Source organism: Caulobacter sp. FV2ye17ST, from assembly GCF_058680955.1.
Genome location: NZ_CM178727.1, coordinates 1,514,112 through 1,530,531 on the forward strand (window position 1 = coordinate 1,514,112; position 16,420 = coordinate 1,530,531).

Genomic DNA, 16,420 nt, shown 5'->3' on the forward strand with positions numbered 1-16,420 from the left:
CGGTTGGACGTCGATCCCGCCGTTCTGGAACCGATCGCTGACCGGGCCTGGCCGGCGCGAGAACGGTCGGCGCTGGGCGGCTGGCGGCTGAACGCCGCCGAAGGCTGGTCGATGCGGACCAATGCCTGCTGGCCGCTGGGCGAACCGGATCGCGAGATCGAGGCGGCGATCGACGCGGCCGAAGCCTGGTTCCAGGCGCGAGGTTTGCCGCCGCGCTTCAAGCTGACCGACGGCGCGACAACGCCGGCAGACCTGCCGCAACGTCTTGCACGGCGGGGCTATGCTGACTGCAAGCAGACCCTGGTGCTGATCGGCCCCACCTTGGGACGGTCCGACCCGGAAGTGACCCTTTCCGCCGCGCCCGACCCCAGCTTCGAGTCGGTGTTCACGGCCTCGGCGGGTGGCAATCTCGACGACGCGCGCGAGCGGCTGGAAACCTTGGCCCGAATCCCGGCTCCGGCGCGTTTCGCGCGTCTGGTCGTCGGTGGGCAGCCCGCAGCCCTGGGCGCCTGCGCGATCGACGGTGAGTGGGTCGGCGTGTTTGGCATGCGCACGGCGCCCGAGCATCGCCGAAAAGGCCTGGCGCGTCGCGTGCTTGGCGCCTTGCTCGCCGAAGCGGCGACGCTGGGCGCGCGTCGCGCCTATCTGCAGGTCGAGGCCAGCAACGGGCCGGCGATCGCCCTCTATGAACGCGACGGGTTTCGGGCCGCCTACGCCTATCGCTACTGGGTTCGCTAGACGCCCATTTCCGCGCGCAGGCCTGGTGGCGTGACGCCCGCCGCCCGGAGCTCGCGCAGGGTCTGGGCCTTGTCGCGCTTAGCGTAGCGCTTGCCGTCCGGCCCGACGAGCAGGCGGTGATGGCGATAGATTGGGGTCGGCAAGCCCAGTAGCGCCTGCAGCAGGCGCTGGATGTGCGCCGCCTCGAACAGGTCCTCGCCACGGATGACGTGGGTGATCTCTTGCAGGGCGTCGTCCAGAACGACCGCCAGATGATAGGCGACGCCGACGTCCTTGCGCGCCAGCACGATATCGCCCACGCTTTCAGGAAGGGCGCTGATCCGACCGGACTGGCCGTCCGGTCCGGCGCCTTCCTCGATGAAGGTCAGGCTGTTGAACCCGCCGAGCGCCTTCTTCGCCGCTGACAGCGACAGCCGCCAGGCGAAGGCCTCGCCACGCCCCAAGCGTTCCGCCTCCTCGTTGGGCGACAAGGGCGCGCCGACGAACGGCGCCTGCGGTCCGTGCGGCGCGCGACCGATATCCAGCTCCTTGCGGGTGCGAAAGCAGCGATAGACGAGACCGCGCTCGCGCAGATCCTCGATGGTGGCGTGATAGTCGGCCAGATGCTCGGACTGGCGGCGGGCGGGCTGTTCCCAGTTCAGGCCCAGCCAGGCCAGGTCTTCCAGGATCGCCATCTCATACTCTGGCCGGCTGCGCGTGGCGTCGATGTCTTCGATGCGCAGGATGAAGCGGCCTTCTGCGGCGCGCGCAGCCTCGAAAGCTGTCAGGGCCGAAAAGGCATGGCCGCGATGCAGGTAGCCCGTCGGCGAGGGCGCGAACCGGGTGGCGAAGACCAAGGGCTCAGCCCCGGTCGAACTTCGCGAACATGCCCAGGTGTTCGAACACGGCCCGCAGGAAGGCGTCTTCGCCGCCCAGCAGCTCCTTGAGCGGCGCGAACTGCTTGAAGCTGATCATCTCGGCCAGGCCATGGCCCGCGCACCACGCGGCGATGGTGGCCAGCTCGACATCGATGCCCGTGGCGCCGTCGCCTGACTGCTCGGATATGGTGTCGCGCACCTGGCAATAGGCGCCTTCCTCTTTCATCTGCTCGGGCAGGGCGTCCTTGTCGCGCGAGCAGTCGTACATCACCCGGTAGAGCGCGGGGTTGTCGCGTGCGAACTGCACATAGGTCACGCCGATGCTGGTCATCCGGTCGCGCGCATTGGTGGCCGAGGCGCGAGACTGGGTCAGGGCCGCGTCCAGCGCCATCCAGCCCTCGTGGGCGACCGCTTCCAGCAGCTCGCCCTTGTCCTTGAAGTGGTGATAGGGCGCGGCGGGACTGACGCCGGCTTCACGCGCCACCGCGCGCAGGGACAGCGCCGCGGGACCCTCCTTTTCAAGAATGCGACGCGCGGCGTCGACCAGAGCGCGGCTCAGGTCTCCATGGTGATAGGGGCGGGATTCGGTGGCTGCGCTGGTCATTGTCCTCACTCTAACGTCTCCTTTCTAAAATTTCATCCAAACGATGTAAAGATTATCTTGACGGCGTTTAGATTGGTGCTATCTAAGCATCGTCCAGATCGGACAAGGCTCTGACCGGCAACCGGCTGGGCCCGCTAACCAAGAGGGATTTGCATCATGCTCCGCTCGCTCAGCGCTTTTGAAACCGCCTTCGACCGTTTGGCCGGTGGCTATTTTCTCGTGCTCGCCCTGGCTGTCGCCGGCGCCGTCGCAGGCGTCGTTCTGTAAGGCCGCTTTGTCCGCGAACGACGGGGCTGGTTCTGCAAAAGACCGTCCCGCCGTCGCGTTCGCTCTCAGCCTGCGAAGCGCCCGCGCTTGAAACCCGTCGCGCCCGGGGCTAGCACAAGGAGCCGACGCGCCTGGGACCTTTGGCCCGCGCCGGGAACATCCCGCCGGCCTTCGGATTTCCAGCTCATGTCGATTTCAGTTCAGACCATCCGCCGATGAGCGTCGCCTTCACCAAGGAAGGCGACAGCGAGGCGTTCGCCGCCGACCTGCTCGACCGGCCGATTTCCCCCAATCCCAATCTGGTAACCGCCAAGGGTCTGGCTCAGCTTGAGACGTGGCTGGCCGAGGCGCGCTCCGCCTACAGCGCAGCCCAGGCCACAGGCGGCGTCGCCGAGGATCGCACGGCCATGGCCCGGGCGACCCGCGACCTGCGCTACTACGCGGCGCGCAGAGCCAGCGCCCAGTTGACCGAACCCACGGGTCCCGCCGACGTCGTGCACTTCGGTCAGGCCGTCACCTTTGACCGCGAGGACGGTCGTCGTCAGACGTTCCGCATTGTCGGCGAGGACGAGGCTGATCCGGCCGACGGTTCGGTTTCCTATGTTTCGCCTCTGGCCCGGGCTCTTCTCGGCAAGACCATCGGCGACACGGCCATGGTCGCCGGCGGCGAGGTCGAGATCGTCTCCGTCGCCTAGCGCAAGGATCGGGTTGCCGCCGCCGTGCGCCGATGGTCTGGTCGTGCGGTGACCGCAGACCTTTCACCCACCGCCGAGCAGATCCGGGACGCCCGCGCCCATCTCGCCTCCCTCGATCCGGCGCTTGCCGTGATCGAGGCGGTCACCCCCGTATTTCCCTGGCGGACCGCCGAGCCGGGTTTCGCCGGCCTTCTGAGGCTGATCGTCTATCAGCAGGTGTCGCTGGCCTCGGCCGCGGCCATCTGGAACCGGGTGGAGGTCGGGCTAGGGGAGGTGTCGCCCGCGGCCGTGCTGGCGCTTGAAGATGTCGATCTGCAGGGCCTGGGCCTGTCGCGGCCCAAGGTTCGCTACGCCCGCGCTATTGCGGAAGCGCATGTCTCGGGTCTCTGCGATCTGAACGCCCTGCGGCATATGTCTGATGAAGAAGCCTCTGCGGCCTTGATGGCGGTCAAGGGCATCGGCCGCTGGACGGCCGAGACCTATCTGATGTTCTGCGAGGGACGGCTGGACGTTTTCCCCGGCGGAGATGTCGCCTTGCAGGAAGCCATGCGCTGGGCGGACCGCGCCGAGATCAGGCCCAACGAGAAGCAGGCCTATGCCCGGGCCGAGGCCTGGAAACCCTATCGGGCGGTCGCGGCCCATTTGCTCTGGCGGTGCTATGGCGCGGTCAAAAAGGGCGAAATTCCACCATTCTGATCGCTTGCAGACAGATGTCTTGGTTCCGTCGCGGAGTTGGATCATCCTTTGGATGCGTTCGGGAATGAATGGCGATTCCCTTTGAATGCGTAGGAAGGAGGCCCGTCTTCAGTCCGATCGCGTATCCGCTTCACAGGAGCCTTTGTGGCTCCAGAGGGAGATCCTGATGCAGGTTCTCTCCCGTCCACCGTCCGGCATGCCGGCGCTGGTGCTGAATGCCGACTATCGGCCTCTCAGCTATTATCCGCTGTCCCTCTGGCCATGGCAGGAGGTGATCAAGGCGGTGTTCCTTGAGCGTGTCGAGGTCGTATCGACCTACGACCACGTCGTGCACTCGCCGTCGTTCGAGATGAAGCTGCCCAGCGTTGTGTCGCTCAAGCAGTACGTCCCGCAGGACCGGCCGCCGGCCTTCACACGCTTCAACCTGTTCCTGCGCGATGCTTTTACGTGCCAGTACTGTTCCTCGCTCGACGATCTGACCTTCGATCATGTCATTCCCCGCTCTCGCGGCGGACGAACGACCTGGGAGAACATCGTCACGGCGTGCGCGCCCTGCAATCTGCGCAAGGGCGGGCGAACGCCGCGCGAGGCGGGCATGCACCCGTTCCATACGGCGCGGCGGCCCAGCATGCATGAACTGCAGGACCGCGGCCGCCGCTTCCCGCCGGGACACCTGCACGCCAGCTGGCTCGACTATCTCTACTGGGACATCGAACTGGAGGCGTAAGGCTTCAGCGAAAAGCGGCTTGTCGCCTCAGGTGATCCGCTTGGCGCTGGGCGGATCGCTGGCGGGGAAGCTTTCTTCGAGGCTCTCGTCGATCAGGGCTTCCTGCCGGTCTTCGGCAAGATCCACATGTTCTGCGAGCTGGTCGTGCTTTTCGCCTTCCGGCAGGGGTTCCACCAATCGGCTCGTCGGGGCGCCTTCCTTCTGGAAGGCTTCCTTGACGTCGGTTTCGCTGACGCGATCTTCCGGATGGCCCGTCTGGCCGAGGTCCTGAGCCTGCGACCAGTCGCCAAGCACGCCGGGAGCGGAGTCGTCTTGTCTCTGCTTGGTGTCAGTCATGGTCATGTCCTCTGATGAAGCTGACAAACGTTTCCCGGTCACGCTTGTTCCTGCGTGTTCGAAAGAACAACACCTCGCTGTCGGGGACCGTCTCCTGTACGGTGACGCATGACCAACAGACCAACCACTCTCGAACGCGCCTTCCAGCTGGCGCGCTCTGGCGAATACTCGACCATTTCCGACATCCGGCGTCAGCTGAAGATCGAGGGCTTCTCCGACGCGCCCAGCCAGATCAGCGGACCGTCCATGCTCAAGCAACTGCGCAAGCTGTGCGAAGCGGCTCGCCCGGAAGCCGAGACGGTCGAACCGGCGCTGGACGTCCAATAGATGGCCTTGTCCGAAGGCCAGATGCTGGCGTTGAAAAACCTCGCCCGAAAGCAGGCGGGAGACGATGTTGACTGGATCAACATCAGCGACGCTCGCGCCCTGACCGATCTGGGCTACGCACAGCGCGATCGCGTGGGCTGGAAGATAACGCCGGAAGGCCAGGAAGCCTTGGCGGCGGCGACTTGATCTAGGCGGGTTCCCGCCGAGGGAAGCGTCGCGCCGCGCGATCCGCGAACCGGGCGGGCTGTTCGCCCTCGCTCGCCACGGTCGGCGTGATCACAGCCTTGGCAGTGTTGCGCACCGGGCGCCGATCCATGGCTTTGATGGCCGAGAAGGGTACGGCGCCGTGTTCGCGCGCCATCTTCCGCGCGCTTTCGATCAGGCTTGACCCATAGACCGTCACGATGCCCACGGCGTCGGCGGCCCAGTCGGCCAGGCTGGCGGTGCGACCGCCAAACATCTGGGCGACTTCCGCGGCTCCTCCCAGGATCAGGGCGGCCCGAGCCAGGTCCGAGCGGCGCATGCGGGGGAATGCGGCGAAGGATACCGCCGTGAGGCCGCCGAAGGCTATGGCGTGAGCGCTCTTGTCGGTCAGTCCCAAGACCGCCTCCATGCCCTGAAACGGTCCCAGCATCAGGATCGCGGCGGTCACGGCGCCAAACACCAGCACGGCGCGGGCGGCGATCACGACATGGTTGGGGGTCAGCATGGATGGGCTCTCGGTGAGGCCGTTTCATAGCCACGACCTCGCCCCCATTCAGTGAACGAACATCGTCAACCAGCGATGAATTCTCGCGCCCCCGGGTCGGCCGTCAGTGCTTCATGCCCTTGGCCTTGCGCTTGGCCCTGGCGGTCGCCTCGACCTTCTTCCGGGCTTCGGCCTCAGCCTTGGCGGCGTCGTCCTTGGCCTTTTTCCAGGCCTGATAGGCTTCGACATGGGGCTGGCGACGCAGGATCTTCGAAGCGGGATCGACGATCACCGGAGCGGCGTTTCCGATCCGCGCACGTCCAGAGCCATCGGCCATCGGCAGGGTGACCAGCTTGTCGCCGATCCTGACCTCGACCGGCATGGGGAAGGGCCTGTCCCCGGGCGCCTTCCAGCGCAGGATCAGATCGCCGCCCTCGCGGCTTTCCAGCAGCTCGGGCGCTGCGGCTTCGTACAGATAGACGTCGAAGAACCAGCCATAGTCCTTGCCGGTCACATCGTTGACCGCGCGGATGAAGTCCCTGGTGTTGGCGTAGCGCGGCGCGAAATTGCCCGGCTTGGGATCTATGCGGCCGTAGACCACCAGCCGGATCACCTTGAAGAACGCCTCGTCGCCGATCAGCGTCCGCAGCGTGTGCAGGGCGTTGGAGCCCTTGTAGTAGATGTCGTTGCCGGGGCCGACCTTGGGATCATAGACCTGATCCTCGGCCATCACCTTGCCCGCCACGACCGGGAATTTGTTCTGTATGGCGGCGCGCTGGGTGTTGAGGCGAGCCATATATTCCATATCGCCGTGCAGCCACTGCGAATAGAGAGGCTGCATGTACGTGCCCAGTCCCTCGTGCAGCCACATGTCGTCCCAGTCGACATTGGTCAGCTGGTTGCCGAACCACTCGTGCGCCAACTCGTGCTGCAGCAGCCAGTCGTAGCCGTAGACGTCCTTGGCGTACGCGTTGCCATAGGCGTTGATGGTCTGATGCTCCATGCCCAGGTGCGGGGTCTCGACCACGCCCATCTTCTCGTCGCGGAACGGGTAGGGGCCGATCATCGCCTCGTAGAAGTCGAGCATGGGCGCGAACTCGGCGAACAGCGCCTTGGCCGGGGTCTCGCGGCCCTTCAGATGCCAGAACTTGATTGGAAAGCTGTCGCCATAGCGGCTCCTGTAGGTCTCGCTCAGTTCGACATAGGGGCCGATGTCGAGCGCGATGGCGTAGGTATTGGGGGTCTTGGCGCGCCAGTTGTAGGTCCGCCAGCCGTCCTTCTCTTCCATGCTGACGAAGACGCCATTGGCGGGCGCGACCAGCGGGGCGGGGACGACGATATGCAGGTCGACTAGTTTGGGCTCGCCCATCGGCTGGTCGATGCAGGGCCAGAAGAGATCGCAGCCGTCGCCCTGAACGGCGGTGGCGATCCAGGGCTCGCCGCTCTTGGTCTTCTTCCAGACGAAGCCGCCATCCCAAGGGGCCCGCTTGGCCTCGTGTGGAACACCGGCGTACCGGATGCGCACCCGGGTTTGCTCGCCCTTGGCCAGAGGTCTGGGCAGGGTGATGGAAAGGCGCCCTTCCGGATTGCTCCATGCGTCGGCGGCCAGCGGCGCGTCATCAAGCGTCAGCAGGCTGATCGGCAGGTTCCGGTCGAGATCCAGCACCAGCCTTGTCAGGGGCGCCAGGGCCTGGATCGTCAGGGTCGCGTCGCCCTCGATCGCCTTGCGGGCGGGGATCACCTTGATGCGCAGGTCGACATGTTCCAGCGACATGTCGCGTTGCTCGGCCGGAACCACGCCCCCGGTGCTCAGGGTAAGGGCCGTGGTCTTCCGGGCCGGCGGCTTGTCCTGGGCCACCACCTGTCCTGAGCTCAGCGCCAGCAGGGAAACCGCGCAGGCGGCAAGTCGGAGGGACGGACGAGGCAAGCGGGACTCCCAAGTCGGTGCTTTTGCCAACAGGGGTAGGCCGGGGCGGCGCGAACGCCAAGAGGATCAGATCTTCTCGCTGATCTTGATCGCGGCCCGACAACCGGCCTGGATCACGGCGGTCAGCAGGGGATAGGCGAGGGCTTCGTGGGCGCCTTCCTCGATGGCCAGGTCGCGATGGGCCAGTTCGTCGTCGCGAAACTGCGAGAGCTCGGCGGCCAGTTCCGGATCGCGGTCGACAAGCTCGGCGATCTGGCCGGCATAGTGCTTTTCGATAACGGTCTCGACCGCTTCGGTGCAGGCGTGGGCGGCCTTGTCGCCCAGCAGGGCCGTGCCGGCGCCCAACGCGAAGGCCGCCGCGCGCCACAACGGCGACATCAGGGTGGGGCGTACGCCACGCTCCGTCAGCAACTGGTCGAAGCGGTTCAGGTGGACCTGCTCGTGGCCCTCCATCTCCTTGAGTTGCTCGGCCAGACGTTCGCGGCCGGGGCTGGCGCGCATCACCGCCGCCTGACCGCGATAGATGTTGACCGCCGCAAGTTCGCCGGCCTGATCGACGCGCAGGATCTCGGCCAGGCGCGCCCTTGCGGCGCCGGCGCCGGGGCGACGTGGTGCAGGGCCGCTCATCGGACGGACTCGGTCTTGCGCAGGCCCGCCGTCAGAGCGGCGGCCGCGAGGCCCAGCGAGATCAGGGCGTTCCAGCCAGCCATCGAGATACCCAGGAAAATCCAGGCGGCCTCGTCGCAAGCGGGGGGCTTGATCTTGTCGCCCTTGAGCATGGCCACCAGATCGCCGGCGGCCGCCGAGGCTCCGCCACTGCAGGTGGTCGGACCGGGCCACCACTTCCATTCCACACCGGCATGATAGGCCGCGAGGCCCGCGCCATAGAGGAAGATGACGCCCAGCAGCAGGTCGAAAGGCCGGCGCAGTCTGGCGGCCCAGGGGGTGTAGCGCGCGCCAAGAGCGATCAGGGCAACGGTTCCGGCGACCCAGAACACCTCGCGCTGCTTCAGGCACAGGGTGCAGGGATAGAGTTTGCCGAAGGTCTCGAAGGCGTGCGCGGTCGCCAGCATTGCGGCGCTGGCCAGAAGGGCGATGAGCGGCCACCACTCCAGAGCGAGAGTGACGATCGATACCCCGACCGGCGCTGTCGCCTCGACGTCCGCAGGGCCGCGCACAGGCTCAAGAACGGGCGCTTGGGTTGGCGTCGGTCCGGCGGTGGTCGCCCGAGGGTCGTTGATATCGCTCGTCATACCGCGCAGGCGCCTCCGCTGTTTCCACCCAGGAAATGGCTCGCCGTCAGGCCGATGACAAGAAGCAGGAACAGGCCGCCGGCGAACAGGGCGAGGCGGCGTTCGATGACCGGCAGCAGGGCAGGGCCAAACTTCTTGACCACCCAGGCGACCAGGAAGAACCGCGCGCCGCGCGTCAGGACAGAAGCGACGATGAACATCGGAAAGCTGAACGCCGCGAGGCCCGAGGCGATGGTCACCAGCTTGTAGGGGATCGGGGTGAGGCCCTTGGCCAGGATCACCCAGACGCCGTATTTGCCATACCAGCACTGGAACTCGGCCAGACCGCCGGCATGGCCCGTGGCTGCCATCATCCAGATACCCAGGTCCTGAAGGAAGAAGCCTATGGCGTAGCCCAGGATGCCGCCCAGCACCGAAGCGGCGGTGCAGATCGCCGCGTAACGCCAGGCCATATCCGGTCGCGCCAGCACCATGGGAGCCAGCATCACGTCGGGCGGAATGGGGAAGAAGGAGCTCTCGGCGAACGAGATGGCGAAAAGGCTCTTTGAGGCGTGGCGCGAGGCGGCCAATCCCATGACCCAGTCGTACAGGCGACGCAGCATGCGAGCTCCAGCTATGTGACGCCTGTTGCTAGCAGGGGGCGCGGCCGTTGTCCCCAGCGATGATCGACGATGCGGTTTTCAGAGCACGCCGTCGGTCCTTCTGGCCACAACTTCACCGCCGGCGAGACGCTGTCGTTGCGTTCAGCTGTCCCGAGAGGAGGCGACGCGACGTCGCGGCGCTTGGATTTCCGGCGGCGGGTGGCTATCACCCCCGTCCAAGGGCTTACGCCCACAAAAATTCGAAAGCCGATCCGATGAGCGACACGCCTCCCGACCGCCTGGCCACCAATCCCAATAGCCCGTTCTACAATGCCGAGCTGCTTGAGCGCGGCGTTGGCATCCGCTTCAAGGGCGTCGAGAAGACCAATGTCGACGAATACTGCGTCAGCGAAGGCTGGGTGCGGGTGACCGCAGGCAAGACGATGGATCGCAAGGGCAACCCCATGACCATCAAGCTGCAGGGCGAAGTTGTCCCGTACTTCCGCGACATCGCCGAGTCCTGATCGTGACCCTGCGCCGCCTGATCGATCTGCCCGGATTCGCGGACCTGGAGCTCCGGGCGTTGATGAAGCCGGCCTTCGCCGACCCCGAGGCGCGCCGCGAGTTTCCCGAGATCGATCAGCTGGCGCGCGACACCTTCGGCCTGACGGCCGACGAGGCCGCCGTCATCCCCGATCCGGAAGGCTGGGACGGCATCGACATCAAGTCGATGCGCGAGCAGGCTGACCAGTTCGAGCTGGAAGGCTGGGATGTCACCGACGACAAGCGCCGGCCGTTGCGCATTCTCGGCCACTTCAGCCACCCGCTGTGGCTGGCCCTGCGTGGCGTCGCCGGCAGCCTGCCGTTCCTCCCGGAGCCGGAAGAGACCGAGCACACCAGCTCATCCCTCGCTGCCGAGGCCAAGGCCTTCCAGCGCGACAAGCGTTAGCGCTTCTTTCCCAGCTCCGCGCCGATGTCCTTGATCGAGTTGCCCACCTTGCGATGGGCGGCGACGATCTGGTCCTTGGTCACGCCCCAGCGCTTCATCCAGTATTCGACCTGGTGGCGCTCGCGGGGATCGAGCCGGTCCTCGTCGCGAAAGTCGCGCTTGCCCTTGGGAATGCCCATGATCGTCTCCTGCCTTCGTCCGCGACCTATCCTGCGCTCCGATGGTTGTCGAGGCGACGCTCAAAGCTCACCTTCGTTCCAGAAAACTAAAACCATGAAGCGCGCCCGCCGATGAGTGATCCCGATCTTGAAGCCATGGCGGCCGACGAGCTGTCGCGCGGCATGACCCTGACCTGGCGCGATCTGTCCAAGGTGATTCCCTGGGGCGACACCTTCGAGGGAATCTCGCCCGGCGGTCGCGATGTCGAGGTCGAGCGGAACTATCTCTGGGCCGCCGATGAGGGAGGCGACATCCTTTGCGAGGTCGCAGTCTATGGCGGGCCGTCGCGATACGATCAGGGCGCGAAGGCTAGGGGCGTGATTTCCCGCAAAGGGTGACAACCTTCGCCGTGCAAGTGGTCTTCGGTTGCGTTAACCATAGGTCGCGCCATCATGGCGGCGCGCAGTGTGGGGAGGGGTTGGTGTACCAGTCAGAGTTTCCGGTCGATCAGCCCATCCCGATCTTCGATCCGACCCTGCTGATGGGTCTGGTTCTGGCGGCCCTGGTGATCGCAGGCCTGGCCTTTGCGGCCGGCCGCATGCTGGGCCGCAAGGACAACAGCGAAAGCTACCGCGGCGTCGCCAAGACCATCCATGAAGCCATCAAGGCCAAATGCGTCGCCGCCACCAGCGCGCCGTCGGGCGAACTGGTGTCCAAGACCCAGGAACTGGTCGAGGAGGTCCAGCGACGGATCGGTCCCGTCATCCAGTTCGGGGGCCCCTGCGCCAAGGCGATGAAGGGGCTGACCGAGGCCCTGAAGGGCGAGCCGGTTGAGGAAAAGGACAAGGGCGGCAAGGATTCGCATGGCCATGGCGGCGGCCACGGTCATGGCCAGGGTCACGGCTCAGCCGAGCATGGCGGCCACGGCGCTGCAGGTCATGGCGGGCACGGTGGCCATGGCGGGCACGATCCCAGCTGCCAGTGCGATCGTTGCGTGGTGGCGGTGGTCGAGGCCGCAGCGCCGAACGTAACGATTCTTGGCCCTCGCATCGGCGGCCAGACAGTCGTCATCGCAAATCCCGCCAAACCCGCTGACGATCACCATGGGCAACACCCTGAACCCAAGGTCCTGGATCACAAGGACTTTTCAAAACAGGTCCGTATGGCGGTGGTTGAGTTTTCGGACTTCTGGAGCCGGGGCGACTGTGTGCTGGAGCTGGAGCGCTGCCAGACCGTGCTGACCAGCACCGCGCCCTTTCCCGATCTGAAGGCGCTCAAGCTCAAAGCGTCTTCGCACCACTAGCATCTCACCGGCGCCCATGAGGCGTGCGTGGAGCGCCCTGGCTGCACAACCGACGCACGAAATTGGGGGTTTCTGTCGAACTCTTGGCTGGACGATTGAGGCGATAGGGCGCAAGGCGCCACATCGATCGGGCGCGGACCGAAGCTGATCCCCGATCGGTGAGGTAACGACGCAAGGATTGGCGAAAGGTCGTCTTCCAATTGGCGACCACGCCCGGGAGGACGAAAGGAACGGGTCATGACCGCAACGGTCTCTCCCCTGACGACGGCGACACCCGAAACGCCTGAAGAGGCGCTGAGTCTCGCCGACTATGTCCCGTACAGACTGGTGACGGCCGCGGCGGCCGTCAGCCGGCTGATCGCGCGCGCCTATGAAGACCGGTTCGGCCTGACCATTCCGCAATGGCGGCTGATGTCGGTGCTGGCGGAGGGCGGGCTGACTCCGCATGCCGCCGTGACCCGCACCGCCATGGACAAGGTCCGGGTCAGTCGCGCGGCCCAGGACCTTGTCGAGCGCAGGCTGGTGAACCGGACCACCGTCCGGGCCGACCGCCGTTCGCACCGACTGGAGCTGACGGCCGCCGGCCGCCGCCTGTTCGCCGAGATCGCGCCCATGGCCCTGGCCTATGAGGCGGCGTTGCTGTCTGGTCTGGCGCCCAGCGAGGTCGTGATGCTGAAGCGGCTCCTGGGACGTCTCGAAGTCACCGCCACGCAGCTGGCGGGCGGCGAGACTATGATTCCCTGAAGTCCCGGGCCTCGTAGACCGCCCGGCCGATCGCGCGGGCCAGGCAGTCAGCCGCCGCCGATCCCAGGCGCGAGACCTCGACCGGCCGTCTCGCCGGATCAGGGCCCAGGCTCACCGCGCCCGAGGCCAGGGCGAACACCACGTCGCCATCGAAGGCGGTATGGGCCGGCCGCACCGCGCGTCCCATGCCGTCGTGCGCCATCATCGCCACCCGCTTGGCTTCGGCGGTCGACAGGTCTGCCGTGACCGCGATGACGGCCAGGGTGGTGTTGGCTCCGGGGCGCAAACGGCCGGCGGCGCCAAGCTTTGACTCATCAGGGAGGGGCTCGGTCGCGGAAACGGCGCCGTTCGGGACATGGCCGCCGTATTCGCCGTCGATCTCGAAGGGCCAGGCCCAGAAGGTTTCTCTATCGGGCATATAGACCGAACCGATGGGGTTGGCCGCGACCAGCGCGCCGACGATCAGTCCTCCGCCCAGGTCGATCGACGCCGAGCCCAGACCGCCTTTGACCAGCCCGGCCTTCGCGCCGCGTCCCGCGCCGACCGCGCCGAGCTCGAAAGCCTGGCCGGCGGCGGCCACCGCCGCCATGCCGAGGGCGCGATAGGGCGGGTCTGTTCCCCAGGCCTTGTCGCCCCCATTGGCAAGGTCGTGCAGCACCGCGCCTGGAACGATGGGAATGGCGAGCGATCCAGCCGCGAGATGAATTCCGACATCCCTGGCGGACAGGGCGCTGGCGACGCCGTCAGCCGCGCCGAGGCCAAAAACCGAACCGCCAGACAGGCAGACGGCATGCGCCCGACTGAAGCTGTTCTCGGGCGACAGGGTGTCCGTCTCGCGCACCCCGGGGCCGCCGCCACGCACATCGACCGCCGCGTTCCAGCCCTCAGGACACAGGACCACCGTAACCCCCGTGCGCACGGCCTCATCCTGAGCGCACCCCACGGTCAGGCCGGGAACGTCCGTGATCAGGTTGCGGGGGCCGGGGCGCGGCATGGCGAGAATCTCCTGTGCGCGCCGACCCTAGACCCGCCGTCTCGCCACTGGAATTCGTGTTCGACGCCTGCTAGAGAGACGGCCCTTCGCGATGAGCGAAGTCTGCGGGCGTGGTGAAACTGGTAGACGCGCCGGACTCAAAATCCGGTTCCGAAAGGAGTGTCGGTTCGACCCCGACCGCCCGCACCATAATCTTTTCAAGGACTTAGGGCGATTTTCCCCGAATCTGAGGCGCAATTGCCGCTCAACGCGGCGTGCGTTGATTTTCTTCAGTTTTCCCGGATTTTCTGGCTCTGCCCAAAAGCTCCGCGCGCATAATCAGCGCACAGTGGTTCTCTTGATGTTCTGGCGCCAGCCTCCCCCCCCCGGGGGGGCGCTTCGAATCTCAGGAATCGGGGGCAGCAGACGGCAAATACGCCATCGGCGGACATCCCTTTGTCGAGACCAAAGTCTCGCTGTTGCGTGCCAAGTTTACTGACAAGAATGCGCTCTTCCTGCTTGATGAACCTGGATCACACTTTAATCCCCAATGGCGGGTCAAGTTCATCAGCCGGCTGATCTCGTTCCCATCGCGAAAGATAGCGTCCAAACCGCTTCAGAGTATCCAGGTTGGGAGTTTACCGCGGCGTGCGGCTTTCGCGGTGCGCCGAACGTCAGCTTTCTGGAGCGAACCCAATGTCTTCAACTGGCGCGACTTCGACTTCGACATCTCCGGTCGGTCAGCGCACATCAGCGTAGCGGACGCTCCGAGGGGTTGGCGCAGCGCGGCGCTTCCTGGGTTGCTGAGGGCAAGCGTTGGAGATCCTGGTCGCTGGCGTGTCGCGCTTTTTGGCAAGTCGCCTCCGATTTCTCACCAACCCGGGTTCCTGGCGCCTACGCTCAGGCAGCAGGCGGCACAAAGTAAGAAAACGCTGACTTCGCACGTGACTGTCACGTCGATCTGCTAACTGACTTGGCCATGAAACTGGCGACCCAGGAGCGAGCGGTTTGGCTGGCGCGGTACATTCTGCCGCATGAGCTGGCCTTGCGCGCGTGGCTGAGCCGTCGGCCGCTGGCCGGTCTGGAAATCGATGACATCGTCCAGGAGACCTACGCCATCCTGGCGAGCCTGGAGCGCGTGGACCACGTTCAGACGCCGCGCACCTACATGTTCGAAGTGGCCAAGTCGGTGATCCTGCAGGCGCTGCGACGCAGCCGCATCGTGGCGTTCGAAGCGCTGGCGGAAGCCGAAGGCCTGGAACCGCCGAGCGCAGAGCCGTCCCCCGAGACCGTCGCCGCCGATCGCCAGGAATTGGGCCGACTGGCCGCCCTGATCGCGGGGTTGCCCGCCAAGTGCCGCGAGGCCTTCACCTTGCGCAAGGTGCATGGCCTCTCTCAGCGCGAGGTCGCCCGCCGCATGGGCGTCTCGGAGAACACCGTCGAAAAGCACGTTGGCAAGGGCATCAGCGTGCTGATGGATGCGATGGGGCGTGGCGGAAACGGCCGCTTCAAGGCATCTAGAGATCGTGAAGACAGAGATCAGACCAGACTTGGCAACGACCCGAGACAGCAGCGCCGCCATTGACGCCGCCGCGGCGGCCTGGGCGGCGCGCGCTGATCGCGGTCCCTTGTCGGCGGAAGACCAGAGAGCTTTGGAAGCCTGGGCCGCCGAGGATCCGCGCCGGGCCGGCGCCTATGCCCGGGCCTTGGCGGTCAGCGCCCACGCTGATCGCGCCCAGGCCTTGGGCGAGGATTTCGCGCCGGCGCTCCATCCGGTGGCGGTTGCGGCTGGGCGGCGCAGGCTCCTAGCCTCAGGCGGAGCCCTGGCTGCGGCCGCAGTTGTCGGCGTCGCGGGATACGAGACTCTCAACTTCAAGGGCCGCGTCGTCACCCGAAAGGGGGACATCCGCCGAGCGCCGCTGGATGACGGCTCGGCGGTGACCCTCAATACCGATACGATCATCAGGTCGTCGTTCAACGACCAGATCCGCCGGGTCGACCTTGTGCGCGGCGAGGCCCTGTTCGATGTCGCCAAGGACGCGGCCCGCCCCTTCGTTGTAGTCGCCGGCAAGGTGCGGGTACGCGCGGTCGGCACCAGTTTCACCGTCCGTAGCCATAGGGACGGCCAGGTCGACGTCCTGGTGCGCGAGGGCGTGGTCGAGGTCTGGCGAGGGGAGGGCGGTGCGCGACTCCGCCTCGTGGCCCAGACCGCGACCAAGGTCGACGCGGCCGGACCGCTGCGGGCCATTCCCGTCGCCGCCTCGGCGGTCGACAGCGCCACCGCCTGGCGGCAAGGCCAGATCGATCTGGACGGCCTGACCCTGGGCGAGGCCGCCGGCGAGTTCGCGCGCTATTCGGATCGTCGCATCGTGGTCGACGATCCCGCCGTGGCGCGCCTGAAGATGACCGGCCTGTTCTCGGCCAGCGACCCCGACGGCTTCGCGCGCGCCGCCGCGCTCAGCCTGGGTCTGGTCGTCAGGCTCCAAGCCGATGGCGTGCGGCTGGAGCGCGCCGCCAACTCCTGAATTTATTTGGCGACGGCATGGCGGAAGCCGCGCGCCCCGGCATCCAAGCCGATGAGACCCGGTGCAAGGCC

General features: G+C 66.3%; 24 protein-coding genes and 1 tRNA gene. 15 read left to right on the top strand and 10 right to left on the bottom strand.

The genetic code is table 11. The features are described from left to right. The first annotated feature begins 3 nt into the window (after positions 1-3). Positions 4-738: a GNAT family N-acetyltransferase gene (locus ACW17V_RS07335; protein WP_492108201.1), complete on the top strand. Its 735-nt coding sequence runs from the start codon at positions 4-6 to the stop codon at positions 736-738. On the opposite strand, the gene gluQRS is transcribed toward ACW17V_RS07335, so the two are convergent. Continuing rightward, positions 735-1,574 (bottom strand): tRNA glutamyl-Q(34) synthetase GluQRS, encoded by an 840-nt coding sequence (gluQRS, locus tag ACW17V_RS07340; protein WP_492108202.1) that lies wholly within the window; start codon positions 1,572-1,574, stop codon positions 735-737. The genes ACW17V_RS07335 and gluQRS overlap by 4 nt on opposite strands. A gap of 4 nt (positions 1,575-1,578) precedes the next feature. After that, positions 1,579-2,199, bottom strand: a complete 621-nt coding sequence (locus ACW17V_RS07345) for a TetR/AcrR family transcriptional regulator (protein WP_492108203.1) — start codon at positions 2,197-2,199, stop codon at positions 1,579-1,581. Between the two features lie 156 nt (positions 2,200-2,355). Between ACW17V_RS07345 and ACW17V_RS07350 the strand changes: the two genes are divergently transcribed. From ACW17V_RS07350 to ACW17V_RS07365, 4 genes are all read left to right on the top strand, one after another. Further along, on the top strand, positions 2,356-2,466 hold the full coding sequence (locus ACW17V_RS07350; RefSeq protein ID WP_492108204.1) for a hypothetical protein: 111 nt from the start codon (positions 2,356-2,358) through the stop codon (positions 2,464-2,466). Between the two features lie 215 nt (positions 2,467-2,681). Then, positions 2,682-3,161, top strand: coding sequence for a transcription elongation factor GreA (gene greA / locus ACW17V_RS07355; protein WP_492108205.1), 480 nt, complete (start codon positions 2,682-2,684; stop codon positions 3,159-3,161). 48 nt (positions 3,162-3,209) lie between these two features. After that, positions 3,210-3,857, top strand: coding sequence for a DNA-3-methyladenine glycosylase family protein (locus tag ACW17V_RS07360; protein WP_492108206.1), 648 nt, complete (start codon positions 3,210-3,212; stop codon positions 3,855-3,857). A gap of 163 nt (positions 3,858-4,020) precedes the next feature. Beyond that, a complete protein-coding gene (locus ACW17V_RS07365; RefSeq protein WP_492108751.1) occupies positions 4,021-4,584 on the top strand; it encodes an HNH endonuclease in 564 nt (187 codons plus the stop codon). Between the two features lie 27 nt (positions 4,585-4,611). Here the strand turns inward: ACW17V_RS07365 and ACW17V_RS07370 are convergent, their stop codons facing one another. Beyond that, positions 4,612-4,920 carry a hypothetical protein gene (locus tag ACW17V_RS07370; protein ID WP_492108207.1) on the bottom strand — a complete coding sequence of 103 codons (309 nt, stop codon included), beginning with the start codon at positions 4,918-4,920 and terminating at the stop codon, positions 4,612-4,614. Positions 4,921-5,028: 108 nt separating this feature from the next. On the opposite strand from ACW17V_RS07370, the gene ACW17V_RS07375 reads away from it, so the two are divergent. Further along, complete coding sequence (locus ACW17V_RS07375; RefSeq protein WP_492108208.1) at positions 5,029-5,247, top strand: hypothetical protein; 219 nt, start codon at positions 5,029-5,031, stop codon at positions 5,245-5,247. Next, positions 5,248-5,433 (top strand): hypothetical protein, encoded by a 186-nt coding sequence (locus ACW17V_RS07380; protein WP_419317376.1) that lies wholly within the window; start codon positions 5,248-5,250, stop codon positions 5,431-5,433. It begins immediately after the preceding gene. 1 nt (position 5,434) lies between these two features. On the opposite strand, the gene ACW17V_RS07385 is transcribed toward ACW17V_RS07380, so the two are convergent. The 5 genes from ACW17V_RS07385 to ACW17V_RS07405 all read right to left on the bottom strand — a co-directional run bounded on the left by ACW17V_RS07385 (position 5,435) and on the right by ACW17V_RS07405 (position 9,717). Next, positions 5,435-5,956, bottom strand: coding sequence for a VanZ family protein (locus ACW17V_RS07385; protein ID WP_492108209.1), 522 nt, complete (start codon positions 5,954-5,956; stop codon positions 5,435-5,437). Between the two features lie 103 nt (positions 5,957-6,059). Beyond that, positions 6,060-7,862 carry a M1 family metallopeptidase gene (locus ACW17V_RS07390; RefSeq protein WP_492108210.1) on the bottom strand — a complete coding sequence of 601 codons (1,803 nt, stop codon included), beginning with the start codon at positions 7,860-7,862 and terminating at the stop codon, positions 6,060-6,062. A gap of 66 nt (positions 7,863-7,928) precedes the next feature. Beyond that, the gene (locus ACW17V_RS07395; protein WP_492108211.1) at positions 7,929-8,489 is read right to left on the bottom strand and encodes a demethoxyubiquinone hydroxylase family protein; all 561 of its coding nucleotides are present in this window, start codon (positions 8,487-8,489) and stop codon (positions 7,929-7,931) included. Next, positions 8,486-9,115, bottom strand: coding sequence for a disulfide bond formation protein B (locus ACW17V_RS07400; RefSeq protein WP_492108212.1), 630 nt, complete (start codon positions 9,113-9,115; stop codon positions 8,486-8,488). The genes ACW17V_RS07395 and ACW17V_RS07400 overlap by 4 nt, the downstream gene beginning before the upstream one ends. Then, positions 9,112-9,717: a YqaA family protein gene (locus ACW17V_RS07405; protein WP_492108213.1), complete on the bottom strand. Its 606-nt coding sequence runs from the start codon at positions 9,715-9,717 to the stop codon at positions 9,112-9,114. The genes ACW17V_RS07400 and ACW17V_RS07405 overlap by 4 nt, the downstream gene beginning before the upstream one ends. 254 nt (positions 9,718-9,971) lie before the next feature. On the opposite strand from ACW17V_RS07405, the gene ACW17V_RS07410 reads away from it, so the two are divergent. Then, a complete protein-coding gene (locus ACW17V_RS07410; protein WP_492108214.1) occupies positions 9,972-10,220 on the top strand; it encodes a DUF3297 family protein in 249 nt (82 codons plus the stop codon). Between the two features lie 2 nt (positions 10,221-10,222). After that, positions 10,223-10,645 carry a hypothetical protein gene (locus ACW17V_RS07415; protein WP_492108215.1) on the top strand — a complete coding sequence of 141 codons (423 nt, stop codon included), beginning with the start codon at positions 10,223-10,225 and terminating at the stop codon, positions 10,643-10,645. Here ACW17V_RS07415 and ACW17V_RS07420 read toward each other — a convergent pair. Further along, the gene (locus tag ACW17V_RS07420) at positions 10,642-10,824 is read right to left on the bottom strand and encodes a DUF3606 domain-containing protein (RefSeq protein ID WP_421738462.1); all 183 of its coding nucleotides are present in this window, start codon (positions 10,822-10,824) and stop codon (positions 10,642-10,644) included. The two genes, ACW17V_RS07415 and ACW17V_RS07420, sit on opposite strands and share 4 nt — an antisense overlap. A gap of 135 nt (positions 10,825-10,959) precedes the next feature. Here ACW17V_RS07420 and ACW17V_RS07425 point away from each other — a divergent pair, with 135 nt between their 5' ends. From ACW17V_RS07425 to ACW17V_RS07435, 3 genes are all read left to right on the top strand, one after another. Further along, entirely contained in the window at positions 10,960-11,202 is a 243-nt protein-coding gene (locus tag ACW17V_RS07425; RefSeq protein ID WP_492108752.1) for a hypothetical protein, read from the top strand. An 83-nt stretch (positions 11,203-11,285) separates the two neighbouring features. Beyond that, positions 11,286-12,107 carry a hypothetical protein gene (locus tag ACW17V_RS07430; protein WP_492108216.1) on the top strand — a complete coding sequence of 274 codons (822 nt, stop codon included), beginning with the start codon at positions 11,286-11,288 and terminating at the stop codon, positions 12,105-12,107. Between the two features lie 237 nt (positions 12,108-12,344). After that, complete coding sequence (locus ACW17V_RS07435) at positions 12,345-12,851, top strand: MarR family winged helix-turn-helix transcriptional regulator (RefSeq protein WP_419317368.1); 507 nt, start codon at positions 12,345-12,347, stop codon at positions 12,849-12,851. Here ACW17V_RS07435 and ACW17V_RS07440 read toward each other — a convergent pair. Beyond that, the gene (locus ACW17V_RS07440) at positions 12,838-13,845 is read right to left on the bottom strand and encodes a P1 family peptidase (RefSeq protein ID WP_492108217.1); all 1,008 of its coding nucleotides are present in this window, start codon (positions 13,843-13,845) and stop codon (positions 12,838-12,840) included. The genes ACW17V_RS07435 and ACW17V_RS07440 overlap by 14 nt on opposite strands. Before the next feature lie 104 nt (positions 13,846-13,949). Here ACW17V_RS07440 and ACW17V_RS07445 point away from each other — a divergent pair. From ACW17V_RS07445 to ACW17V_RS07455, 3 genes are all read left to right on the top strand, one after another. Continuing rightward, positions 13,950-14,034: transfer RNA gene (locus tag ACW17V_RS07445), tRNA-Leu, on the top strand. Between the two features lie 769 nt (positions 14,035-14,803). Beyond that, the gene (locus ACW17V_RS07450) at positions 14,804-15,409 is read left to right on the top strand and encodes an RNA polymerase sigma factor (RefSeq protein WP_492108218.1); all 606 of its coding nucleotides are present in this window, start codon (positions 14,804-14,806) and stop codon (positions 15,407-15,409) included. After that, on the top strand, positions 15,375-16,349 hold the full coding sequence (locus ACW17V_RS07455; protein ID WP_492108219.1) for a FecR family protein: 975 nt from the start codon (positions 15,375-15,377) through the stop codon (positions 16,347-16,349). The genes ACW17V_RS07450 and ACW17V_RS07455 overlap by 35 nt, the downstream gene beginning before the upstream one ends. Positions 16,350-16,420 lie beyond the last annotated feature (71 nt).